Origin of the sequence: Ulvibacterium sp., assembly GCF_028285715.1 — a bacterium.
Classification (GTDB): Bacteria; Bacteroidota; Bacteroidia; order Flavobacteriales; family Flavobacteriaceae; genus Ulvibacterium.
In genome coordinates this window covers 20,386-45,302 of the sequence record NZ_JANQOO010000007.1, presented here as the reverse complement: position 1 = coordinate 45,302, position 24,917 = coordinate 20,386, and the positions used below count along the sequence as shown (strand labels likewise).

Sequence of the window (24,917 nt, the reverse complement as noted above, 5' to 3'; positions counted from 1 at the left end):
TAATTTTGATGGAGATGTACATTTACCCTCATTCTTTGGTCGTTCCTTATAGTTATAATACCATTTCCGAATAGGGGATAATGGTGTCATATCCCTTTTGCTTGAAATAGGATTCGATATCCTCCTTTCCCGAGGCTAGAATAAAATCACCGCCCCAGGCCCCCAGGCTTTTTATTGCGCCACCAAAATCGGGGAATAACGATTTTTGTACGGGAACAAGTTTTAAGGTCGTTGCCAAAAGGTTTTCATGCTCCGTAATAAGGGCGTTAAACTCCGCTAGACTTTTTGAGGTTGATATGCCTTGGGTAATCCCTGTAACCCGATGTACAAAATGTGAGGTTTCAATAACAGTTTTACGATATTGGGCAATGCCTTCCCTGCTATCTTGTTTTCTGTTGCGATATACAAAAAAAAGATAATCCTTGAATGTGGGGTTAAAATCTGCCTTTTCTACATGGGAATTTTGATTTTTGAGATGGTACAAAATAGGATGGTCAAACTGGGCACAAGCAATGTCATAACCACTACCGGAAAAAGCTTTCCAAAGCAATTGGTAGGGATCTATTTGGGCCCATTGTGCAATATTATTGATCAATGTGGAGGAAGAACCTAATCCCCAGTCTTTGGGAAAGTTGAGTTTGGTTTCAACTTGGTATCCTGCGGCCCCCTCAAGAAATTTTGGGTTTAAGGTTTTGGCCACGGTAAGGATTTTTATCAAAGTATTTTTTACGGTTTTTTGTGATGAAAGTTCATAATGTATGCTCCATGAAGGGATATCCATTCCCATTTCAAACCAAGTGGCCCCTTTATGATCTAGACTTTTCCACAGTAATTTAGGAGATTCAATTTCTTTCACATCTAAGGACTGTCCATAACGAGTGGGTAAGGCTAGGCTCAATGCACCATCCAAAACGGCATATTCCCCGGTAAGCAAAAGCTTTCCGTTGCTGTAAAATTGTTTCACCATCATTTTTTCAACCGCTCCAGGGCTTCTTTTACCGCACCGTGGGTAACAGTACGGGTCTTAAAATAGTCTATCAGCACCTTCTTTTCTTCATCATCCGCTCCTATTTGATTTAGGATATTCATAAGGTGCATTTTCATATGACCTTGTTGTATTCCAGTAGTCACTAAAGAACGTAGGGCAGCAAAATTCTGGGCAAGACCGGCGACTGCCACAATTTCCATCAACTCCTTTGCTGAAGGGTTTTGTAAAATCTCCAATGATAACTTAACCAAGGGATGTAGGTTTGTGAGTCCACCTACGGTGCCTAATGCCAAGGGGATTTCAATCCAAAATTTAAAAACACCTTTTTCAATAGTAGCATAGGTAAGGCTAGTGTATTGTCCATTTCTGGAGGCATAAGCATGAACACCGGCTTCAATGGCCCTGAAATCATTACCGGTCGCCAGGACTACGGCATCCACGCCATTCATAATACCCTTATTATGGGTCACGGCACGGTGCGGTTCAATCCTTGCAATTTCTACCGCCTGAAGCATTTTTTCAGCAAATTCCAGTGGTGCTATCGATTCTCCTGTTTCCAAGGCTTCAATAGGACAACTGACTTCGGCCTTGACCAAGCAATTGGGGACATAATTGGATAGAATGCTCATGACCACATCGATTTCCTTTTCATTTTTCGTGAATGAAGAAAAGGCCTGTGCCTCCGCCTTGAAAACTCTGGCAAATTCTTCAAGACAAGAATTAATGAAATTAGCGCCCATAGCGTCCAGAGTTTGGAAAGTACAATGGAGTTGATAGTAATTTTCCATTACCTTGGTCTTGTCCTTCAACGCAATATGGGTAATGCCCCCGCCACGTCCTTCCATATTTTGGGTAATGGGTCTCACAGCGGAAATAAGCTTGGGTTTTACATACGAAAAGAACTTTTCCAAACTTTGGCTATTGCCTTTATGGATAAAATGGACTTGTCCAATTTTCTCCATTCCTAAAACCTGCGCTTGGAATCCTCCTTTTTCCAACCAGAATTTTGCAGCCTTACTCGCGGCGGCAACCACCGAACTTTCCTCAATGGCCATTGGGATGGCATAGAGTTTGCTGTTGATTAGAAAATTGGGTGCAATGCCAAAGGGGAGGTAATAATTGGTGACGGTATTTTCTATGAATTCGTCATGAAGCCTTTGGACCTTGGGTTCCGTATTCCAATATTGCGCAAGGACATTTTTGGAAGATTCTGGGTTTTTGGTGTAATTCTTTGTGAGCCAATCTATTTTTTCCTCCTTGGTAAGTCTGGAGAATCCCTCTATTGCCGTATTCATGAAGTGCTGGTTTCTACCCCAAATATAGGCATAATGCCGTCAAATTTTAGAAACTTGCGCGAGAGTAGGTGGTGTTATATTTTTCTTGCAAAATTCATTTTTTCGTTAAATTATTAGTAAACTTGAAAGCTTAAATCAATTTTTCACCTTTATGGATAAACCTTGCCTTCTACTACTCCTGGTCATCGGTTTTTTGACCTCCGCCACCGCCCAAAAGAAAACCGTTTCCGTTGAAGAGATTTATGGCGGAGTATTTAGAACTGAAGGTCTGGATGTCCTCAGATCTCTAAAGAATGGCGAGCAATATACCGTATTAAACTATGATAGGTCCAGTGGAGGCACTTCCATAGACATATACAACTATGAAACTCTGGAAAAAACAGGGACCATAATCTCATCGGCCGATTTGCCGGGAATCCAAGGTTTCTCTTCTTATGAGTTTAGCTCCGACGAATCTAAAATTTTATTGGCCACCCAAGTGGAATCGATTTTTAGACGCTCCACTCTGGGGGTTTTTTATGTCTATGATATTGAAACCAAAAAGCTTACAAAAGTTGCGGACACAAAAATTCGGGAACCACTGCTATCCCCGAATGGAAACCTAGTGGCGTATGTTTCTGAAAACAATCTTTATCTTTTTGATATGACCTCTGGCGAGACCACGCAGATTACAACGGATGGGGTAAGAAATGAAATCATAAATGGGGTTACGGATTGGGTCTATGAAGAGGAGTTCGCCTTTGTACGTGCCTTTGCCTGGAACACAAACGGTACCAAAATTGCTTTTCTCCGATTTGATGAGACCCGTGTTCCGGAATTTTCGATGGATGTTTATGGAGAGGGACTATATCCGTGGCCTTATGTATTTAAATACCCGAAAGCTGGAGAGGAAAATGCGGAAGTTACCTTACATATGTTCGATGTGGCGTCAAAGAATACGAAGAAGGTAACATTGGATGATGCGTATTATATCCCCAGGATGCAATGGATGAACCATCCGGATAAACTGAGTGTACAAACATTGAACCGGCATCAGAACCGACTAAAACTGTATATGGTGGACGCAAAGGACAATTCGGTTTCCCTTCTGATGGAGGAGACGGATGAGGCCTATGTGGATGTTACGGACGACCTTACTTTTTTGAAGGATGATAGTTTCATTTGGACCAGCGAACGGGATGGGTATAACCATATTTACCTATACGCCACAAATGGAAAATTAAAGAACCAGATTACCAAGGGCCCTTGGGAAGTGACCGATTATTACGGTTATGATGAAAAGCAAGACCGCGTGTATTACCAATCTACCGAAAATGGCTCAATTAATCGGGGGGTTTATAGTATCCGAAGCAATGGAAAAGGGAAAAAGCCCCTAGCCACTGAAGAAGGGACCAATACGGCCGACTTTAACGCGGACTACTCCAATTTCATTAATTCCTACTCTAGTGCTACCATACCGTATCAGTATACCTTGTGCGATGCTTCTACGGGTAAAAAGCTAAGGGATATTAAGGACAATAAGTCCCTCCTGGATAAATTGGAGGATTATGACATAAGTCCCAAGGAATTTTCTACACTGAAAATCAATGGAAATGATTTGAACCTGTATATGATCAAACCAACCAATTTTGATTCGAGCAAAAAATATCCTTTGTTTATGTACCAGTACAGTGGACCCGGCTCTCAGAATGTTGCCAATAGATGGATGGGCGCCAATGATTATTGGCATCAACTATTGGCCTCCCAAGGATATATTATAGCTTGTGTGGATGGCAGGGGAACCGGTTTAAAGGGTCGTGACTTTAAAAAAGTGACCCAAAAAGAGCTTGGAAAATATGAGGTGGAAGACCAAATAGCAGCTGCCAAAAAATTAAGTGAACTCCCATATATTGATGAAAACAGGACTGGAATCTGGGGTTGGAGTTACGGAGGATTTATGTCTACCAACTGCCTCTTAAAAGGAAATGATGTCTTTGAAATGGCCATTGCTGTTGCTCCGGTGACTTCATGGCGCTTTTATGATACCATCTACACGGAACGTTATATGCAAACACCTCAAGAAAATGCAAGTGGTTATGATGACAACTCTCCATTCAATTATCCAGAATTGCTGAAAGGAAAATATCTTTTGGTACATGGTTCCGGTGACGATAACGTACACGTACAGAATAGCATGCGGATGATGGAGGCTTTGATACAGGCCAATAAGGCATTTGACTGGGCGATTTATCCGGACAAGAACCACGGTATCTATGGGGGGAATACACGAATACACCTTTTTAATAAAATGACGGATTTCGTTGAGAAAAACCTATAAGAACTAACTAAACCAAAATAGTATTATGGCAACAATAGCAAGACCACCACATCAAAGAGAGCTTTTTGGACACCCCGTGGGATTATATGTCCTCTTTTTTACTGAGATGTGGGAGCGGTTTTCCTATTACGGGATGCGTGCCATACTGGTCCTTTATCTTGTTACCCAGACAACGGATAAAAATCCGGGCCTTGGTTGGAGCAATGGTGAAGCATTGGCCCTCTATGGATGGTATACCATGTTGGTATATGTAGCATCCATTCCTGGCGGAATGATTGCTGACAAAATTCTTGGCCAAAAGAAGTCGGTGATTCTTGGGGCTATCCTTTTGGTTGTTGGACATAGTGTTTTGGCCATCGAGCAAATGTGGGCCTTTTATACCGGGCTTGGTTTTATCATTGCCGGTGTGGGCATGTTAAAACCGAATATTTCCACCATGGTAGGCGGGTTGTATAAAAAAGGGGATATTCGCCGGGATAAAGGGTTTACCATATTTTACATAGGAATTAATGTTGGTGCCTTCCTGTCCAGTTTAATCGTTGGGTACGTGGGGGAGGTCTACGGATGGCATTACGGATTCGGATTGGCCGGTATCTGCATGTTATTTGGGCTTATTCAATTTGTTTTCGGCCAAAAATACCTTGTAGGGGTAGGCGACTATTTGGGAAAATCGGATGTTCAAGAGGATAGGGAAGCCCTAAAGAGACCCTTGACCAGGATAGAAAAGGACAGGGTTATTGTGCTGGTACTTTCTTTCTTAATGGTAATCGTGTTTTTTGGTGCATTTGAACAGGCCGGTGGCTTAATGAATATTTATGCCAAGGATTATACGAATCGAATGTTAGGGGGATGGGAAGTTCCCGCATCTTGGTTTCAATCACTCAATGCATTCTTTATCATAACCTTGGGGACCGCCGTGGCCGGGTACTGGGCAACAAGAAAATTAAAGGGCAAAGAAGCCTCATCACTTTTTAAAATGTTAATGGGGCTGATAATTATGGGAACCGGATTCCTGTTTATGACCGCCGCCACCGCTGAATATCAAAGTACTGGAGCTTCGGCCATGTACTGGTTGGTATTGGCCTATTTGTTCCATACGGTAGGGGAGTTGAGTCTTTCCCCCGTATCCCTGTCATTTGTTACAAAGCTGGCTCCCGCTAAATATGCTTCATCAATGATGGGAATCTATTTTGCTACCACTGGTCTAGGAAACAAAGTTGCGGGGTTGCTGGGTGAGTCTGCCTCTCAATTTGGCGAGTATACGGTATTTACGGGAATCGCCGTATTCTGTATTTTCTTTGGTCTTTTAATTTTTGTATTCCTCAAAAAATTGAAGGCATTGACACATGGTGCGGAGGATAATGAAAGAAAAATGGAAAGAACCTAAAACCCCCAAAGGAGATAACGATCACTACTTTATATTGAGATCAAAATAATACGCCCCTTTTTCTCCTGTATAAAAAAAAGGTATTTCCTTTTTCTTACAAGTAGCTTCCCATCTAGCAATGTAACTTCTATAGTTGCTACCATCAGCGATCAACATCTTTGGCCTTACCGAATCTATGAATCGCTCCAAATTGATTCTTGGGGATTGGGTGAGCACAACATATTGCGGGGAGGGACTAGCGGAAGGATAGATACCTAAACTATCCAGAAACCACAATTTCCGTCCCTGCCAAATGTAATTGTTCCGCATTGGCCCGTGTTCCAATTTTTTAATACGCGCTCCTATTCGGTAATCGTTGGCCAACCGGGTTGTTCGCGAACTATCGGTGGAAATAATGTTGAGCTGTGTTCCCGTTTGGTGTAAAAGAATGGAGCTTCGGGTCTGATGTGCCAATACAAGTATTTCCTTATCACGGTTTTCCCAAATGGAATAAAACAACCACGATTGAAATAAAACAACTCCTATAAAAAAGATAAAAATGCTTTTGAAAGTGGGCCGGGGAAGGACAAGAACTAAACTAATAATAATCAGATAGGAAAGGAAAAGCTGTACGCCATCAAAGGAAATATGGGTAAAAATAAAAGCTTCCTGTTGGGCAATCCATCCTATGATTGAATTCATCCATCCAATGAGACTATCGTAGATTCTTACGATGAAATCTGGCAATACATTTAGAAGAACCAAAAAAACAATGGCCACTCCACCGCCCAAAATTAACCCTAAAAAGGGAACTATCAATAGATTGGAAACAAAGAACAGCCCTGGAAACTGATGAAAATAAAATAGGCTTATCGGCAGTACACCCAATTGTGCCGCAATACTTACGGAAAGCAATTGCCAAACTTTACGGAGCAGCCTATTTTTTGGAAACCACAACCGTTGTAGCAAAGGATAGACCCAAATGATGGCGAATACGGCTGCATAGCTCATTTGAAAACCTACCTGAAACAGTAATTTCGGGTCCACCACCAAAAGGATGAATAGTATGGACAGTGCCAGGATATTAAAGGTGTTGCTAGGCCGGTTAAGGTATAAGGCATAGGCTACAAAGGAAAACATGGTGACCGCACGGACCACTGAAGCCGATAGCCCGGCCAAAAAAGCAAAGCCCCAGAGCAATACTACCATTACCACTAACTTGATCGTCCTTCCCTTTGGGAATCGTTCCATAGGCTTTAATAAATATTGCAGTAGTAACAAAAGAATACCGATATGCAATCCTGAAACTGCTAAAATATGAACGGCTCCCGCATTCTTATAGCTAGTGTAAACGGATTCGGAAATATCGTTTCGTTGCCCCAATAACAGGGCCTGGATAATGCTTAGTTCCTCAGCTCCAAAATCCTTTTCCCGTAATTTGGAAATAATGCTATTTCTTAACTTGGCAGCCGTTCCATACACGGTTTTAGATGGATTTTCCAGAAGAACAAACGAACCCCGGGACAATTGTAATTGATGGTAAATGCCCAATCCCTGCATATAGTTTTGGTAGTTGAACTGATACGGATTCAAGGGAGGATGGATGGACTCAAAGTGCGAGACCACTAACAATTCATCATCTATCCGTAGCCCTTGTTGGATGGAATCATTCGGAAGGACGAGTTGTACTTTTCCTAAAACTTGTAACGAATCCAAGGCGAGCACCGAGACAATATATCTCTTGGAAAACGCAGTAGGTTTCAAAACTTCCTTAACCTTTACATGGAAAGCATGATTGCCTTGAAAGTTGGTGTTGAGGTAGTGGTCAGGCCGATTTTTGGGCTCGGAAAAGGAAACGGCCAATACCCCGATCCCAATGGTCGTTAACATGGCCATGATTCCAAAGAAATTGGAATTGTTTCGTCGTTTGTTAAAAAATAAATACGTAAAAAGGGTTATACAGAAGGGTATAAGGGCTGTGGCCGACGCCAAAGGAAGTCCAAAATCTATGGAATTTCCAAGCAAAATGCCAAAAACAAGAAATAGGGTAAGTTTTATAGGGACAAATTGGAGTAGTCGCATCTTACAAAATGCGGGTGGCTTTTATAAAGGCATAGTTCCAATACCCTTCCCTTAGAGAAGATACAATAACACCACGGGAAGAGGAAGCGTGTATAAATTTGATATCATCGTCCTCAACCGAGACTACCAATCCCACATGATTTATGCGTTTCCCCCGCCTCAAGGTCCTAAAGAAGAGCAGGTCGCCTTTGGTTACGTGTTCTATTCGTATCCGTTTGCCTTCCTCCGCCATATGATAGGAAGTTCTGGGTAGTTTGATGTTGTGCTCGCCAAAGGTTACATAGAGAAGCCCGGAGCAGTCCATTCCCTTTCTTGTAGTACCACCATATTTGTAGCGTACCCCGGAAAAGGTCAAAGCCGTATTGATAATTTCATCCGCCTTGGACAAAACTGATTTTTCAATGTTTTTCTCAGTGTTTTCTTCGGAAACACTTAAATTTTCCGAAGCCTCTACGGTAACCTTGGGCGTCTTGGCGTAGGTGGTTTTTTTCTTGACCACGCCACAACTGGCAACAAGAATTAAGAAGAAAATAGAAAAAACGCCGCGCATACACCAAGGAATTACCCCTCTCGATAGCAGTATAGAGGGAACTTGGAAATCAAAATTAAGGAAATATTTTAAAAAGGGACGATTTTAATCGCTAACCTTCTAGTTCACGTAGAATCAATTCTGCAGTTTTTTCACTGGCCCCTTTGCCTCCTAATTTCTTTTCGAGCTCAAAATAAGCCTCAAATTGGGCAGTTCTAAAAGGCCCTTCCAAGATTTTGGATAGTTCCGACTTTAGGTTTTTGGTGTTCAGATCACTTTGGATCAATTCTTTTACAACTTCCTTGCCCATGATAAGATTTACCAACGAAATGTAATCCAATGTAATGATTCGTTTGGCAATTTGATAGGAAAACCAGTTGGCCCGGTAACAGACCACTTGTGGGATTTTAAAAAGCGCGGTTTCTAGGGTAGCGGTACCACTGGTAACCAGGGCGGCGTAGGAATGGCTTAACAGGTCATAGGTCCGGTTGGAAACGAAGCCAATATTGGAATTGTTCAGAAATGGTAGGTAAAAACTACGTTCTAGACTGGGCGCCCCGGCTATGACAAATTCGTATGCCGGAAATGAGGGTATTACCGAGAGCATCAAAGTAAGCATTTTTTGAACCTCCTGTTTTCGGCTTCCCGGAAGAAGGGCTATAATTGGTTTTTTGGCATCGAGATGATTCTGTTCCCTAAACTCCCGTTCCCCCATTTTGGGTCTTACGGTTATGGCATCGATTAAAGGGTGACCCACAAAATGGACCGGGTAACCATGTTTTTTTTCATAGAATTCCTTTTCAAAGGGAAGGATTACGTACATGGTATCGATATCGCGCTTAATGTCCCTTATCCTATTCTCACGGGAAGCCCATATCTGGGGAGAGATATAGTATGCAGTCTTAAAACCATTCAATTTTGCCCATTTGGCAATGCGAAGGTTAAAGCCAGAAAAATCAATAAAAATTATGACATCGGGCGCAAATTGTCGAATGTCCTCTTTGCAGAATTTGATGTTCTTGGCAATGGTCCCAAGGTTCTTTATTACTTCCAAAAATCCCATAAAGGCCATTTCCTTGTAATGTTTGGCCAAACTACCACCTGCCTGTTGCATTAAGTCACCACCCCAACACCTAATTTCGGAACCGCTATCCTTTATTTTTAGGGCCTTGATAAGATTGGACCCATGCAAGTCTCCTGAGGCTTCACCCGCTATAATGTAGTACTTCATACTTCGTAAAGATCAAAATTCAAGCTTCAAATGCCAAAATTTGGGGAGATAAGTTTGTAGAGGGAACAATTTAAAGGGCAGCTGTAAAACTGGGTTTGCCTCAAAACACCTTATAATACAAAATAATAAGGGCGGTCAAAATCGTGGCGATTAGGACCCCTTTGGCACGCTGATCCCTACGGATTTTCAAAAAGCCAAAAAAGGCGATTAGGTTTAGGATGGCCCCCAAAGCCAATAAACTGCCGATATGGCCCTGTTCCAGAGCTGCGTAGAAAGTTTCCATGATGCCCAAATCGGAAAATAAAAGAATATACAAAAGTGTTCCCAGCGTATTGGCAATAATGCCAACCACGAAGCCGATTAAAAGCTCTTTTTTAACATCCATATTTATATATCTGTTTATATCCAAAACGAGTTATCGGGTCAATGTTAGCGCCCTGATTCATTTGTATCGGTTGTCTTATATAGTCTTTCGTTTTACACCAAAAATTATAAGTCCCAAGTGTTCAACTGTTGAATGGCATGATAAGCAGTCAAGTCAAATTGTGTGGGCACAACGGAAATATAACCTTGGCTTAAAGCCCATTCATCGGTGTCCTCGCCATGATCTAAAAGCTCAAATTCACCAGTGAGCCAATAATAATCCTTGCCCATTGGATTTGTTCGTTTATCAAATTTCTCCTTCCAATTGGCCCGTGCCTGCCTGCAGACCTTTATTCCATGTATACCCTTATCTTCCGTTTTAGGAATATTAACATTAAGCACAACACCATTGGGAATGCCATTTTCCAAGGATTCCCGGACTATTTTTTGAACAAAGGGGCCACAAGGTGCAAAGTTGGCTTCCCAAGAATAATCACATAAGGACAATCCAATGGCGGGTACCCCTTCGATACCTGCCTCTATGGCAGCACTCATTGTACCGGAATATATGACATTAATGGACGAGTTGGAACCATGGTTTATACCACTTACGCAAATATCGGGCTTTCGTTCCAAAAGCTCCTGTAGTGCCAATTTCACACAGTCCGCTGGGGTTCCGCTACAACTATATTCCGCCATTGCCCCGCTTTCCAAATCGATCTGTACCTTTTGGGAATATAACGTATTGTCCAAAGTAATGGCATGTCCCATGCCGGATTGTGGACTATCCGGAGCGACCACCACCACATCGCCCAATTCCTTCATATACTGCACCAATGCCCTCAATCCAGGCGCGGTAATACCATCATCATTGGTAACCAATATTAAAGGTTTTGCCATAGAATATACTTTATGCCGTAAAAATACGTTTAAAAAAAAGATATGTCCCAAATGTCCATTAACAAAAAATTAATGCTTTCGAATTACCTACTGGCATGGTTTTTTCAGTATCTTAGGGGATTGGAGATATGTATGTACGTACGGCCCTATTGAATGGATTTTACCATTGGATAGATGTCCTAAATATAAAACTAGTATGAAAAAGAATTTTATCTACGCCCTGCTGCTCACACTCATTGCCGTGGCATCCTGTAGTTTTACCAATAAGTCTTTTGAAAATGATGATAAGGATAAATTGTTGTTGGACCTTATTACCTACGTTTTGGAAAAAGGGCATTATGAGCCTAAGGATATAGATGATGACTTTTCGGTAAGTGTTTTTGAGGATTTTATTGATATCATAGACCCAACGAAACGCTATTTCTTGGAAGAAGATATCCTGGAATTTGAGCAATACAAGTTTCAAATCGATGATCAAATCAAAAATACCGACATCAGTTTTTTCAATTTGGTGTATGACCGGTTGATGAAGCGTATGGAAGATGCCAAGGAACTGTACAAGGAAGTATTGGCTGAGCCTTTCGATTATACCAAGAAAGAGACGATAAACATCAATTATGACGAAGTACCTTTTGCTTCTTCCAAATCGGAACTGAAGGAACGTTGGAGAAAGCAATTGAAATATGCTACTTTGGGAACATATGATGCCAAGTTAGACATCAATTCCAATATAAAGAGCGGTGGACCGTCAGGGGGTGATATTGCCATGGTGGACGCAAAACCTCCCATGGATAAAGGGTATGAAAGTGCTTCAACGGATAAGCCTTTAACAATTGTCGAAGTAGAAGTGGCCGCTAGGGAATCTACCCGAAAAACTTTGGACGAGTTCTTTGATTTTGTAAATGACTTGGAGCGCAAGGACTGGTTTGTACAGTACATCAATACTATTGTGGATGAATTTGACCCACATACCTATTACTTTGCCCCGGACGACAAGGATAAGTTTGACATGAGTATGTCCGGTAAGTTTGAAGGTATAGGAGCGCGTCTTCAGAAAAAACCCGAAGGAGCCAAAATTGTGGAGATTATCTCAGGTGGCCCCGTATGGCGGGACCAACGTTTGGATGTTGGTGATGAGATTATTAAAGTAGGCCAAAATGGAGAGGAACCCATAAATATTGTGGGCATGCGTTTGGACGATGCCATTAAACTGATAAAAGGACCTCAGGGTACTGTTGTGGATCTTACTGTACGGAAGGTGGACGGCTCCGTTGAAATAGTTTCCCTTACTCGGGATGTGGTAGAATTGGAAGAGTCCTATGCCAAATCCGTCAATATTATAAAGGACAATCAAAAATACGGACTTATCAACCTTCCTAAATTCTATGTGGATTTCAATGATTACAGTGAACGTAATGCTGCAAGTGATGTTGCCAAGGAAGTAGAGCGCCTTAAGGAAGAAGGTGTGGAGGGATTAATATTGGATCTTCGTGATAATGGAGGGGGGTCTTTAAAGACCGTTGTAGAAATGGCTGGTCTGTTCATAAAGGATGGCCCCATTGTACAGGTACGGTCTAGTGGAAAGGGAAAGGATGTATACGATGATAAAGATGAAAGGATTCAATGGGACGGACCATTGGTAATCCTAGTAAATGAACTTTCCGCTTCAGCTTCGGAAATTTTGGCGGCCGCGATGCAGGATTACAAAAGAGCCGTGGTCATCGGTAGCAAACAAACCTTTGGCAAAGGTACCGTACAGAATGTCATCCCGTTGGACAATATTGTACGCAGCAATGAACACGGTGATCTGGGAGCTATAAAATTGACCACACAAAAATTCTATAGAATCAATGGTGGGTCTACACAATTGGAAGGTGTTAAGAGCGATGTGGTGGTTCCGGACAAATACAGTTATATCGATCTTGGGGAAAGAGATCAATCCAACCCTTTAAAATGGGATAAAATATCCCCTGCCGATTATGAGGTATGGGACGGTTATATAGATTATGAGCAAACCATTGCCAATAGTAACAAGCGAATGGCCGAAAATGCCCAAATTAAGATGATCGAGGAAAATGCCCAGTGGCTGAAGAAACAACAAGATGAAACGGTCGTTTCCCTTAAATACGATGTATACAAGGAAGAAGAAGAAAAGGATAAGGAAAAAAGCGATTATTTCAAAACCATCTCTGATTATGACTCCCATCTCACTTTTGCCTCTTTAAAATATGAAAAGGAGCTCTTTACACAAGATTCCGTTTTGCGCGAAAAGAGAGATCGCTGGCATAAGAATTTGGCCAAGGACGTTTATGTGGAAGAGGCAGTAAATGTACTACAAGATTTAAAAATCAATAATCTAAAGCAGGGCAAGCTGGCCGTAAAGGATTAAATTATCTATGTTATCAAGATACTAGAAGCCTTAACCTTTGCGGTTAGGGCTTTTTTTTGAGATGTATCCTTCCGATTACCTCAGGCTAAATTTCGCTGCCGTTTTTTATTAAATAGTGTGATTCCATAAATAGCATTATTCCAACAGCTACTTTATCTTTGCATACTTATACCACTTGTCATGGCGGACTCCAGAAGGGCATCGACCCGCTTTATGCGGAAGATGCAACGCAAAGTAGATAATCAGCAACATATTATATCCTTTTTGCTATGTATTTTGGCGGCTCTGGGCGGCGTTTTTCTACTGCGTGATGCTACGTTTACCCAACCGCAGTACTATGTATTGTTCCTTTTGTTCTTTTCGGTAGGTCTTTGGGTTACCGAGGCCATACCACCCTTTGCCGTAGGCCTTTTTATCATTGGATTTTTAGTGTTTACCTTGGGAAATCCGGCTATAAACAGTCCGGACTCCCCTAATTTCATTGAATATGGACAGTTTATCAATACCTGGAGCGATAGTGTTATATGGCTTATACTTGGGGGTTTCTTTTTGGCATTGGCCATGGAAAAAACCGGTCTGGACGTTGAGGTATTTAAACTTTCGGTAGTACGGTTCGGCAAAAGGCCCAACAATGTTCTTTTGAGCATAATGCTGGCAACGGCCTTGGCTTCTATGGTTATGTCCAATACCGCTACTACGGCCATGATGATCGTTTCCATTGCCCCCTTACTGAATACCTTGGATACCAAAGAGCCTTTTGTTAAAGCCCTCCTATTGGGAATTCCGGCCGCTGCGGCAATTGGGGGTATGGGTACGGTAATCGGTTCTCCCCCCAATGCCATTGCCGTGGACGCTATTAATACAATGAAAGGGCTGCCTTTTAAAGTGGGGTTTTTGGAATGGATGTTGTTCGGTGTTCCGGTTTCTTTGTTATTGGTATTTATATTATGGTACATTTTGACCCATGTCTACAAATCCGCTTTGACGGAATTGAACATGGATTTTCTTAAGCCGAAAGAAAAACCTAATGCCGATGAGTTGATGCGGATTGAGGAACGCAAGTCGCAGAGACGCATCGTGCTCGGGGTAATGCTATTGACCATTTTTCTTTGGTTAACTGGGAACATTCATGGTATTTCCCCAGCAATGGTGTCCGGATTGCCCATCTTGGTTTTTACTATGTTAAGTATTACCACCGGGGATGATGTAAGGACAATTCCTTGGGATACCCTAATGCTGGTAGCCGGAGGGCTCTCCCTTGGTCTCTCCATTCAACAAACGGGCTTGGGCGAATATTTTGTTGGAAAAATGGAAAATGTGGAATTGGGTTTTTGGGTATTGGTACTTGTATTCGCCTTTATTACCGTGCTGTTTTCAAATATCATGAGCAATACGGCAACAGCCACCATTCTAATTCCTATCGCTAGTATATGGTCGGTATCCGATCCCATGGTGCTACCCCTGGTCATTGGTCTAAGTGCTTCCTGTGCCTTGTTTCTTCCTGTATCTACCCCACCAAACGCCATTGCCTTTAGTACAGGCAAGCTGACCCAGGCAGACTTTAGGCTCAACGGTTCGGTGGCCGGAATTTTGGGCCCTCTGCTTATCATACTGTGGGTGTACTGCCTGACCTGGTTTATGTCCTAGCCAGAAAACCGTTGCTCCTCTTGGGTTGATTACGATACGGAAACATCCTTTAGTTTGTCCGCGTGCATTTTGCGGAGTTTTGCCAATTTAGGTGTAATCACGGCACTACAATAGCCTTGTGAGGAATTATTGGCATAATAATCCTGATGGTATTCCTCTGCTTCGTAAAAGATGTCCAATGGACTGATTTCCGTAACAATGGGTTCGTTAAAATACGGAGCTACATTTTTAATTACGGCCTCGGCAATTACTTTTTGTTCCGCATTGTGGTAATAGATAACAGATCGGTATTGTGTCCCAACATCTGCCCCTTGGCGATTTAAGGTTGTCGGGTCATGACTGGTCATAAAAATGGTAAGGATATCCGTATACGAAACCTGATTCTCATCAAAATGGATTTGCACCACTTCGGCATGTCCGGTCTTTCCCGAGCATACCTCGCGATAAGTAGGCTTGCCCGGGGCATTGCCGCCACTATAACCCGACACCACTTTTTCTACACCTTTTACTTGCCGAAAAACGGCCTCTACACACCAAAAACAGCCACCGCCAACAGTGGCCAATCCTAAATTCATTGTATTCATATTTTCAATTCAACTTTAATTTTATCAATTGCCAACTGAATTAATCCTCTATTTTTTCCATTTTCGAATCACTGTCCTGTTTCTGCAACTGCATAGATTCGGAATTGATACAATACCGCAATCCACTAGGTTTCGGTCCGTCCGGGAAAACATGTCCCAGATGGGCATCGCAGGTATTGCACATTACTTCTACACGGATCATCCCAAAAGAGGAATCCTTTTCGTACTTAATTGCATTTTCCTTAATGGGCTGGGTAAAACTGGGCCAGCCTGTACCCGAATTGAACTTTATGGTGGAGTCAAAAAGTGGTGTACCGCAGCATATACAGTTATACTTCCCAGCTTCATAAATACTGCACAGTGCTCCGGTATGCGGGGCCTCAGTCCCTTTTTTTCTGGTAATTCTAAACTGCTCCGGGCTAAGTAGTTCGCGCCATTCGGATTCTGTTTTTTCGACCCTTCGGTCCGGTTTCGGATTTCCTTTTGTACTAAAATGTATGATATCTTTCCAGCTAAGCATTTTATATTTATTATTTAAAAAGTATCTTAAAAACTTCAATACAAGTTACATATAACCTACTGAAGAAATAAATTGTCTTAGTCGATTTTTTAAAAGAATACTTACAGCCACAGTACTATTGGAAAGTCATGGAATCACGTTAAATTTGACGTATGTTTCGTACTAATTCCCGGAGTAAGGATAGCAAGCTATATACCGTTCTAATTTTGGGCTGTATCATCGGTTTTTGGGTTTTTGAAAATTTTTATACTCCTGCCTCTTATTCTACCAAAGAAGGAGAGGGGCTCAGGACCACAATTCCAAGTATCTATCTTCCTAGCTCCACTACAGGTGTTCTTGTAGATCACAATCACTTTCTGCTATCCTATAATGAACCTTTTGAACAGGCGGAGTGGGTTGCTTATATCCTAAAGAAGGAACACCTAACCCAAGATGATAGGAAACGGCCCTATTTTATAGAGGATCCCAAAATAAAGACTAAATCCGCTGATTGGCGTAATTACCGGGGCTCTGGCTATGATCGAGGCCATCTATGCCCGGCCGGAGATCGTAGGTTCTCAGAACAAGCGTACAATGAAACATTTTACACGAGTAATATCAGTCCGCAGGATCGGGATTTTAATGCAGGTATATGGAACCGATTGGAAATGCAGGTGCGCCAATGGTCAAAAAGATATGGAGAGGTATTTGTAGCAACTGGGGGCGTGCTAGAAGATGGACTTATGGAAATAGGTGAGGAAGATGTTGATGTTCCCAAGGCGTATTACAAGATTGTGGCTAGGAGCGACGCAGAAAACTTAAAGGTAATTGCCTTTTTGATGTCCGCGGAGGAGACCAATGCACCCCTTGAGAAATTTGTCGTATCGATCGATGAGATAGAGCAGAGGACCCAAATTGATTTTTTCCAGCATCTTGAAGACAATAAGGAAGAGAGATTGGAAAAGGAAGTTAAACTAAAGGATTGGAAGTTTTAGGTAAAGTCAGAATTCCTCCTTCAACCTATTGGTATCCAACTTTAGGAAGATGAACAGTAGGGCGGTAAAGAACAAGAGCCCAGAACCCCCATAGCTAAAGAAGGGTAGGGGAATACCTATGGTAGGCAATACCCCGATAACCATTCCTACATTAATAAAGTAATGGATCAAAAGGATGGAGATTACTCCATAACCATACATACGACTGAAATCGCTTTTTTGGCGTTCCGCTAAAAAAACCAGGCGCAAAAATAATAGGGTAAAGAGAATTACAACGGTGGTGGTTCCTACAAAGCCCCATTCCTCACCGACTGTACTAAAGATATAATCCGTATGTTGCTCCGGAACAAAATCGCCCTTGGTACGCGTACCTTCTAAAAATCCCTTTCCAAAGAACCCTCCAGATTCGATGGCCTTTTCGGATTGATAGGAATTGTAGCCAATAGTCTTCCGGATCTGTTCCAATTTATTCGGATCTTTTTCCAAACGAAGCCAGAGGCTAAACCTATCCCTATGGCGTTGTTCAAAGACGTTGTTGAAAACAAAATTCACGGAAAATGAAAATAACAAAGCAACTATGGCCATTGAAACAAGTGGCAAAATGGGGATTCTACTTTTCTTCTTTTTAAGTAAGAAGAAAAGCAATATCAGTAGTACGGTAACTATGCTCACCCATACCGTGCCGAACATGAGGGTAGTTACAAAGACCAAAACGACCAAAAATCCAATGCCCAAATAGTACAAGGGCAACCCCTCCCTAAAAATGACGAAGACCAAGGAAAAGAATACCAATGCACTTCCCGGGTCCGGTTGGGGTATAATTAGAATTACCGGCACAAGAATAATCAAGAAGGCATACAATTGATCTTTGCCCCTTTTAATATCGGTTTGTATATCACTTAAATACTTGGCCAGTGCCAATGCCGTTGCCACTTTGGCAAGTTCGGAGGGCTGTAGGTTAAAAAACCCCAGGTTATACCAGGAGGTAGCTCCTGCAATAGTCTTTCCGAATATGAAAAGACCCAAAAGCAAAATTAAGGAGACTATATAGAAGACACTGGAGAAACGCTCATAAAAACTAGTTTCCATAGCCAAAATAATTACTATGGAAACTAAGCTTGCTCCTATAAAGAAAAGTTGTTTTCCGTGTAAGGTGCTAAAATTAAAAATGGATGGCTCTGCTTCCGTGAATGTGCTGGAATAAATATTTACCCAGCCTATGAGCACCAATGCCATGTAGATGAAAACAGTAAGCCAGTCGATTCGTTTTAGAACACTTCTACCAGACATATTCGTTTATCTTGAACTCCTCACCGCTAAAGGGTTTGGCATACTCATGCTCCAAGGTTTTTTCCAACATCCTTTTTTCGAGATCTTTTCGTGTAATTACCCCCTTTAAGTATTTTTCTATCATCAGGGAAGCAATGTGTCCTGCATAACGTGATCCATAATAGCCATTTTCAATGTAGACCGAAATCGCTATTTTGGGATTGTCCACTGGAGCAAAGGCAACGAAAACCGAATGATCGGTTAATTGTGTCTTAACACTGTCTATGATAGTGAAATTTTCTACTGTGCCTGTCTTTCCGGCAATCTCTATGTCCGGAATCTGCACCCAACGGGCCGTACCCTTTTTATAAACATCGGCCATCCCCTGGATTATAGGTTCAAAATGTTTGCGATCAATGGTGGTGAGTTTAGGTTCGGTGTATTTGGGATCGCTAATGTCCTCGCCTTCAATTTTCTTAAGGACATGCGGGGTATAATAATGCCCTCTATTGGCAATGGCGGCGGTCATATTGGCCAATTGTATGGGAGTAACCAATACTTCACCCTGTCCAATCGAAAGAGAAATAATTGTAGATGATGCCCAGCGGTTGTCCCCGTACCACTTGTCATAAAACTTTTTTGATGGGATGAGACCACGTCTACCCGTAGGCAGGTCATAGCCTAAATATCCCCCCAATCCAAAACTTTTTATGTGTTTTTCCCAAACGTCCATACCTTCGTCCGTGGTATCGAACTTATCATATATCCTTCGAAAAGTATGGGCGAAATAGGCATTGCAGGATTTGTAAATACCGCTGTTCATATTCCGGGTACCACCTCCGCAATGACAACCTCTTTTTCTGCCTCCCACAAAAAAACCGTTGTAGCAAGTAACCGTGGTGCTTGGAGAAATAACACCTTCTTGCAGGGCGACCAGGGCATTTAAGATTTTAAATGGAGATCCAGGGGATTGTTCGGCCAAAACAGCTCTATTGAACAAAGGTTTCGGGATGCTATCGTTGTAGAGCTTGTTATAGTTTTTTGAGCGTTCCCGGCCTACCAAAAGCGAAGGATTATAGGTAGGGCCAGAAATTAAGGAGAGAATCTCTCCGGAAGCGGGTTCAATGGCAACAACACCACCTCTTTTGCCTTGCATTAAACGTTCCCCATATTCTTGAAGTTCCTTGTCCAGTGTTATGTGTACTTCCTTTCCTTGCTCTGGAAGCGTGTCCAAAATACCGTCTTTGTAGGGGCCGATATCGCGATTAAAGCGATCTTTCTGGATATATTGCACCCCCTTTCTTCCCCTAAGGACATCCTCATACTGTTTCTCCACTCCGGTACGTCCAGTAAGTTCTCCCTGTATATAATAGGGGTTTGCCGCCAAATCCCTTTCGTTTACCTCACTAATATAGCCCAGGACACTCGCAGCACTAGGTGTGTCATAATAACGCAGGGAACGCTTTTGAATATAAAACCCTTGATACCGACGCATTTTTTCCTGTAAGCGGGCATAGTCTTCCTTGGAAAGCTGAGGGACCAATACGGAAGGTAATCTTGGTGAGTAAATACGCGCTTTCCGCAACTCTTTCTTAAACTTCTCCTTGTCAATACCCAAGAGATTACAGAACTCCAAAGTATCCAAGGGTTTTACTTCACGAGGAATGACCATCACATCATATGCGGGATCGTTACCGACCAACAATTTGCCGTTGCGATCATAGATATATCCTCTTTCCGGATAGTCATAGATTCGCTTTATGGCTGGATCCTCCAGTACCTGATCTGGAGAAAAGCTAAATATCTGCAAATAGGAAAGTCTTCCAATAAAGGTTATTCCAATTAGTACAATAATGGATGATAGCAGAATCTTTCTCATTCTTTCCTAACGCTAAAAAGTGAACTGAACAACAAACACAAAACCAAAGTAGACAACCCTATGGCAAGCACCTTTTTTAGAATCAACAGGATATTGGCCAAACTGAAGATTTCCAGTGCAAAGAAAACCATATGGTGTACTATAATTAATAACGCCAAAAACGCTATTTGTTGTGCCTTGGGGGCATTTCCTAACCTAAAGCTCTGAAATTCATAATTGACTCCAAATACGAAGCGCATAATTGCAGGCCTTAGATAGGCAATAGTAACGGTTGAAGCCGCATGTATGGCCATAGTGTCCGAAAAAAAATCGATACAAAACCCTAGTAAAAAGCTAAGGCCAATAAATACCGCACGGTTTTCCTTTATCGGATACCAATACAAAAATAAAATGTAGACCATAGGATTGATGAACCCAAAGAAATTTAGCCGGTTGAATACCAATACCTGTACAAGGACCAGTAACGTAAAACGAACCACATTTATAAAATAGGAACTACTGATCATTTGTAGCGGTATTGGATTCCAACTCCAGTATTTCGGGTCTATCGATGTTTTGTACAACGTATACGTTTTTGATATTGGTCATATCATTGAACAACGCAACATCTATATGGTAAAAACTGTTGGAAGTATCCAGATTAAACTTCTTTATGGTCCCTATTGGAATATTCTCGGGAAAAATACTGCTCATTGCCCCGGTCACGATAGTATCTCCAATGGTAAGGGGAACTAGCCTCGGGATGTCTACCAATTGTACCGTGCTGTATTGTTTGGTGTCCCAGACCAAAGAGCCAAAATGATCCGTATTTTTGATTTTGGCGTTAATGTTAGAGTTCTCGTTTAAAATGCTTTGGACCGTTGCAAATTTATTGGACACGTTTTCCACGATGCCTAAGATGCCTTTAGCCGTAATGACACCCATATCAGCTTGTACACTGTCCTTTTTACCTTTATTTATGGTGATGTAGTTTCTTGGGTCCGAATAGCTGTTTTTGATTACCTGTCCCGAAACAATGGTATACCTAATATTTGCGGAATCCAGCTCCATAGGGGAACCTATTTTTTTATTGAACAATAAATCCCGCAACATTTTGTTTTCTTCCACCAATCGTTTGTTTTCCTGGGTCAATCCAAAATAGGAGGAAATGCCATGCGAAGTCTCGTAGATATTTCCAGTTATCCAATTGGACGAATTAAAGAATCGGGACTGGTGATAGGTATGCGACTGTACCGTAAATGCCAATGAAATAATCAATAGTAGAAAATAGAGCAGAAAATTTTTATTCCGTACAATGAAGTTGATTATCTGCTGCATTCACTTGATAATTTTCTAAGATATCAGAAAATAGTTTTGAAAGAAAATAGAAATGCCCAAAATACTAGGTAAGCCCTCTTATAGCTAACTTTATTTGATAAGAATGCTTTTGTAGCGTTCCAAGTTCTTCAATGCAATTCCAGTTCCTCTTACTACGGCCCTTAACGGGTCTTCCGCAATGTAGACGGGTAAATCCGTTTTCTGGGAAAGTCTTCTGTCCAACCCTCTAAGCATGGACCCACCTCCGGCCAAATAGATGCCCGTATTATAGATATCCGCGGCTAGTTCAGGGGGTGTTTGGGACAAGGTCTCCATTACCGCATCCTCTACCCTAAGAATAGACTTATCAAGGGCCTTGGCAATCTCGCGATATGAAATCTGAACCTGCTTGGGTTTACCGGTCAACAAATCCCGACCTTGCACGGATTTTTCGTCAGGTGGGGTCTGGAGATCCTCCGTAGCGGAACCGATTTCAATCTTTATATTTTCCGCCGTACTTTCACCAACGTATAAATTATGCTGGGTACGCATGTAATAAATGATATCGTTGGTAAAAACATCACCAGCGATTTTGACCGATTTGTCACAAACAATTCCGCCAAGGGCAATTACTGCAATTTCGGTAGTTCCTCCCCCGATATCCACGATCATGTTCCCTTTGGGCTGCATAATGTCCAAGCCAATACCAATGGCCGCAGCCATGGGCTCATGGATTAGGTACACTTCCTTACCGTTTACACGTTCGGCGGACTCTTTTACGGCCCGCATTTCAACCTCTGTAATCCCGGAAGGGATACAAATAACCATTCGAAGGGCGGGAGGGAACCATTTCTTTTTCAGTGCCGGGATGTTCTTTATGAACATATTGATCATCTTCTCGGAAGCGTCAAAGTCCGCTATAACCCCGTCTTTTAAAGGCCGTATGGTCTTTATATTTTCATGGGTCTTGCCCTGCATCATATTGGCCTCCTTGCCCACGGCGATAATTTTACCGGAAATACGATCTCTGGCAACGATAGAGGGACTATCTACCACAACCTTGTCCGCATGGATAATGAGCGTATTCGCAGTACCCAGGTCTATGGCAATTTCCTCCGTCAAGAAATCAAAAAATCCCATATTATTTTAGTTTGGTTACGTTACAAGTTTGGCTGGGGGAGCATTTCATCGACAAAAGTAACAAAATTAATGTTTGAAATGACGTGTGCCCGTCATTACCATAGCCATATCATTTTCATTACAATAATCTATGCTCAACTGATCTTTAATAGATCCTCCTGGCTGTATAACGCTGGTAATACCACTTTTATTTGCAATTTCCACGCAATCCGGAAAGGGAAAGAAAGCATCGCTGGCCATCACCGCGCCATCAAGATTAAAATTAAAGTTTTTGGCCTTGTGGATTGCTTGATTCAAAGCATCTACACGAGAGGTCTGCCCTGTCCCGCTGGCGCATAATTGTTTGTTTTTTGCCAAAACAATAGTGTTGGACTTTGTATGCTTGCATAATTTGGAAGCAAAGATGAGGTCTTCCAATTCACGTTTTGAAGGTTCTTTTTTGGTTACATATTTTAAGTCTATCAGGGTATCGGTTTTATGATCCTTATCCTGTACCAAAATTCCATTCAAACAGGTCCTCACCAAGGTATTTGGTAAATCCGTTTCATTTTGTATTAGAATTATCCGGTTTTTCTTCCCTTTTAATATATTCATGGCATCGTCGGAATAACTGGGAGCTATTACTACCTCACAAAACAATTGATGTATTTCTTCGGCGGTAGGTTTATCAATTGCTACATTACTGATTAAAATTCCACCAAACGCCGAGACAGGGTCCCCGGCCAATGCATCCATATAAGCTTGATGAATGGAATCCCTAGTCGCCAGACCGCAGGCATTATTGTGCTTTAAGATGGCAAAGGTGGGGCCATCCTTACGAAATTCGCTCATGAGATTAACCGCGGCGTCCACGTCCAAAAGATTGTTATAGGAAAGTTCCTTACCGTGCAATTTGGTGAACATAGCTTCAAAATCGCCAAAGAAAAATCCTTTTTGATGGGGGTTTTCGCCATAGCGAAGGGTTTTTCCCCTGGGTTCACTAATTTTTAAAACGGCCATTTCTTGCTGATTGAAATAATTGAAGATAGCCGTATCATAATGGGACGAAACGTTGAAGGCTTTGGTGGCAAAGTGCTTGCGATCTTCCAACGAGGTACTTCCGTTACCCGAGCTAATCAACTCCAAAAACTCGTTATAATCCTCCATGGACGATACGCAAAGAACATCCTTGTAATTTTTGGCCGCAGCACGGATTAAGGAAATCCCCCCGATATCTATTTTTTCGATGATGTCCTGTTCGGGTGCCCCGCTTGCCACGGTTTTTTCAAAGGGATATAGGTCAACAATAACAATGTCCAATTGTGGAATTTCGTATTCTTCCAATTGGGCTACATCACCTTCATTATCCTGACGGTTCAAAATTCCACCAAATACCTTTGGGTGTAGGGTCTTTACCCTTCCTCCCAAAATGGAAGGATAGCTGGTGACCTCCTCTACCGGGACAACTTCAATGCCCAATTCCTTAATGAATTTTTCCGTACCCCCAGTGGAATAGATGGTGATGCCTAATTCCTGAAATTTTCTTACAATTGGTTCAAGTCCCTCTTTGTGGAATACGGATATCAAGGCCGAAGTGGCTTTTTTTACATTGCTCATTTGTATAGTGTTGTGGGCTATGGTTTAAACCCACAAAAATAATTTTTTTGAATGTAAAAAAGAGGCCAGTTATCAACAAAACCAGTAAAGTTTTAAAGAATCTTGGCGACCTCGGCAGTAACAAATTCCAGGAAACGTTCGTCGTCTTGAGTAAAGGGATTAGGGGTGTTGGAATCTATGTCGATTTGACCCACGTTTTCACCGTTTACGAACAAGGGGACCACAATTTCCGCCTTTACGGTAAGGCTGCAGGCAATGTAATTATCTTGGGCCGTAACGTCGGGAACCACAAAATTTTGATTGCTCAGGGCTACTTGTCCACAAATTCCCTTACCGAAGGGGATAATGACATGATCTGTGGGCTCTCCGGCATAGGGCCCCAACTTCAATTCCTCCTTTTCTCCATTCCTAAAATAGAAGCCTACCCAATCATAGTAGGGGACTTCTTTTTTTAAAAGCTCACAGATTTCTTGAAGACATGGGGTTACATTGGGCCTCTGTTTAATGATCAGGACTACTTTTTCCCTTAACGAATCTAACATGGAATTTTTC

The 24,917-nt window shown here is 42.0% G+C and carries 21 protein-coding genes; 5 read left to right on the top strand and 16 right to left on the bottom strand.

Annotation, left to right across the window (positions count from 1 at the left end):
* Window positions 1–52 precede the first annotated feature (52 nt).
* Together Q0993_RS02500 and Q0993_RS02495 are read right to left on the bottom strand one after the other, a co-directional pair.
* Window positions 53–970, bottom strand: a complete 918-nt coding sequence (locus Q0993_RS02500) for a GYDIA family GHMP kinase (protein ID WP_367279576.1) — start codon at window positions 968–970, stop codon at window positions 53–55.
* Window positions 967–2,307, bottom strand: coding sequence for a hydroxymethylglutaryl-CoA reductase, degradative (locus Q0993_RS02495; RefSeq protein ID WP_299529660.1), 1,341 nt, complete (start codon window positions 2,305–2,307; stop codon window positions 967–969). Before Q0993_RS02495 ends, Q0993_RS02500 begins: the two co-directional genes overlap by 4 nt.
* A 127-nt stretch (window positions 2,308–2,434) precedes the next feature.
* Between Q0993_RS02495 and Q0993_RS02490 the strand changes: the two genes are divergently transcribed.
* Window positions 2,435–4,600, top strand: a complete 2,166-nt coding sequence (locus Q0993_RS02490) for a S9 family peptidase (RefSeq protein ID WP_299529503.1) — start codon at window positions 2,435–2,437, stop codon at window positions 4,598–4,600.
* A gap of 25 nt (window positions 4,601–4,625) precedes the next feature.
* Complete coding sequence (locus tag Q0993_RS02485; protein WP_299529501.1) at window positions 4,626–5,987, top strand: peptide MFS transporter; 1,362 nt, start codon at window positions 4,626–4,628, stop codon at window positions 5,985–5,987.
* A 24-nt stretch (window positions 5,988–6,011) separates the two neighbouring features.
* On the opposite strand, the gene Q0993_RS02480 is transcribed toward Q0993_RS02485, so the two are convergent.
* The 5 genes from Q0993_RS02480 to surE all read right to left on the bottom strand — a co-directional run bounded on the left by Q0993_RS02480 (window position 6,012) and on the right by surE (window position 11,071).
* Entirely contained in the window at window positions 6,012–8,048 is a 2,037-nt protein-coding gene (locus Q0993_RS02480; RefSeq protein ID WP_299529499.1) for a ComEC/Rec2 family competence protein, read from the bottom strand.
* Window position 8,049: 1 nt separating this feature from the next.
* Window positions 8,050–8,598: a C40 family peptidase gene (locus tag Q0993_RS02475; RefSeq protein WP_299529497.1), complete on the bottom strand. Its 549-nt coding sequence runs from the start codon at window positions 8,596–8,598 to the stop codon at window positions 8,050–8,052.
* Window positions 8,599–8,689: 91 nt separating this feature from the next.
* A complete protein-coding gene (gene lpxB / locus Q0993_RS02470) occupies window positions 8,690–9,808 on the bottom strand; it encodes a lipid-A-disaccharide synthase (protein WP_299529495.1) in 1,119 nt (372 codons plus the stop codon).
* 100 nt (window positions 9,809–9,908) lie between these two features.
* Complete coding sequence (locus Q0993_RS02465; RefSeq protein WP_299529493.1) at window positions 9,909–10,193, bottom strand: hypothetical protein; 285 nt, start codon at window positions 10,191–10,193, stop codon at window positions 9,909–9,911.
* A gap of 104 nt (window positions 10,194–10,297) precedes the next feature.
* Complete coding sequence (surE, locus tag Q0993_RS02460; RefSeq protein ID WP_299529491.1) at window positions 10,298–11,071, bottom strand: 5'/3'-nucleotidase SurE; 774 nt, start codon at window positions 11,069–11,071, stop codon at window positions 10,298–10,300.
* Between the two features lie 196 nt (window positions 11,072–11,267).
* Between surE and Q0993_RS02455 the strand changes: the two genes are divergently transcribed.
* Both Q0993_RS02455 and Q0993_RS02450 read left to right on the top strand, forming a co-directional pair.
* The gene (locus tag Q0993_RS02455; RefSeq protein WP_299529489.1) at window positions 11,268–13,460 is read left to right on the top strand and encodes a carboxy terminal-processing peptidase; all 2,193 of its coding nucleotides are present in this window, start codon (window positions 11,268–11,270) and stop codon (window positions 13,458–13,460) included.
* A 180-nt stretch (window positions 13,461–13,640) separates the two neighbouring features.
* Entirely contained in the window at window positions 13,641–15,107 is a 1,467-nt protein-coding gene (locus tag Q0993_RS02450) for a DASS family sodium-coupled anion symporter (protein ID WP_299529487.1), read from the top strand.
* A 29-nt stretch (window positions 15,108–15,136) separates the two neighbouring features.
* Here Q0993_RS02450 and msrA read toward each other — a convergent pair whose 3' ends face one another.
* A complete protein-coding gene (msrA, locus tag Q0993_RS02445) occupies window positions 15,137–15,691 on the bottom strand; it encodes a peptide-methionine (S)-S-oxide reductase MsrA (protein WP_299529485.1) in 555 nt (184 codons plus the stop codon).
* Window positions 15,692–15,731: 40 nt separating this feature from the next.
* Window positions 15,732–16,211 carry a peptide-methionine (R)-S-oxide reductase MsrB gene (gene msrB, locus Q0993_RS02440; protein ID WP_299529483.1) on the bottom strand — a complete coding sequence of 160 codons (480 nt, stop codon included), beginning with the start codon at window positions 16,209–16,211 and terminating at the stop codon, window positions 15,732–15,734.
* Between the two features lie 152 nt (window positions 16,212–16,363).
* On the opposite strand from msrB, the gene Q0993_RS02435 reads away from it, so the two are divergent.
* Window positions 16,364–17,185: a DNA/RNA non-specific endonuclease gene (locus Q0993_RS02435; protein WP_299529481.1), complete on the top strand. Its 822-nt coding sequence runs from the start codon at window positions 16,364–16,366 to the stop codon at window positions 17,183–17,185.
* A gap of 6 nt (window positions 17,186–17,191) precedes the next feature.
* Here Q0993_RS02435 and rodA read toward each other — a convergent pair whose 3' ends face one another.
* From rodA to Q0993_RS02400, 7 genes are all read right to left on the bottom strand, one after another.
* Window positions 17,192–18,475, bottom strand: coding sequence for a rod shape-determining protein RodA (rodA, locus tag Q0993_RS02430; RefSeq protein WP_299529479.1), 1,284 nt, complete (start codon window positions 18,473–18,475; stop codon window positions 17,192–17,194).
* Window positions 18,465–20,333, bottom strand: a complete 1,869-nt coding sequence (mrdA, locus tag Q0993_RS02425) for a penicillin-binding protein 2 (protein WP_299529477.1) — start codon at window positions 20,331–20,333, stop codon at window positions 18,465–18,467. The genes rodA and mrdA overlap by 11 nt, the downstream gene beginning before the upstream one ends.
* Window positions 20,330–20,839: a rod shape-determining protein MreD gene (locus Q0993_RS02420; RefSeq protein ID WP_299529475.1), complete on the bottom strand. Its 510-nt coding sequence runs from the start codon at window positions 20,837–20,839 to the stop codon at window positions 20,330–20,332. Before Q0993_RS02420 ends, mrdA begins: the two co-directional genes overlap by 4 nt.
* The gene (gene mreC / locus Q0993_RS02415) at window positions 20,829–21,650 is read right to left on the bottom strand and encodes a rod shape-determining protein MreC (protein WP_299529473.1); all 822 of its coding nucleotides are present in this window, start codon (window positions 21,648–21,650) and stop codon (window positions 20,829–20,831) included. The genes Q0993_RS02420 and mreC overlap by 11 nt, the downstream gene beginning before the upstream one ends.
* Window positions 21,651–21,740: 90 nt before the next feature.
* A complete protein-coding gene (locus Q0993_RS02410) occupies window positions 21,741–22,769 on the bottom strand; it encodes a rod shape-determining protein (protein ID WP_120710592.1) in 1,029 nt (342 codons plus the stop codon).
* Between the two features lie 66 nt (window positions 22,770–22,835).
* Complete coding sequence (purH, locus tag Q0993_RS02405; protein ID WP_299529469.1) at window positions 22,836–24,365, bottom strand: bifunctional phosphoribosylaminoimidazolecarboxamide formyltransferase/IMP cyclohydrolase; 1,530 nt, start codon at window positions 24,363–24,365, stop codon at window positions 22,836–22,838.
* A 92-nt stretch (window positions 24,366–24,457) separates the two neighbouring features.
* Window positions 24,458–24,907: a GAF domain-containing protein gene (locus Q0993_RS02400; RefSeq protein WP_299529467.1), complete on the bottom strand. Its 450-nt coding sequence runs from the start codon at window positions 24,905–24,907 to the stop codon at window positions 24,458–24,460.
* Window positions 24,908–24,917 lie beyond the last annotated feature (10 nt).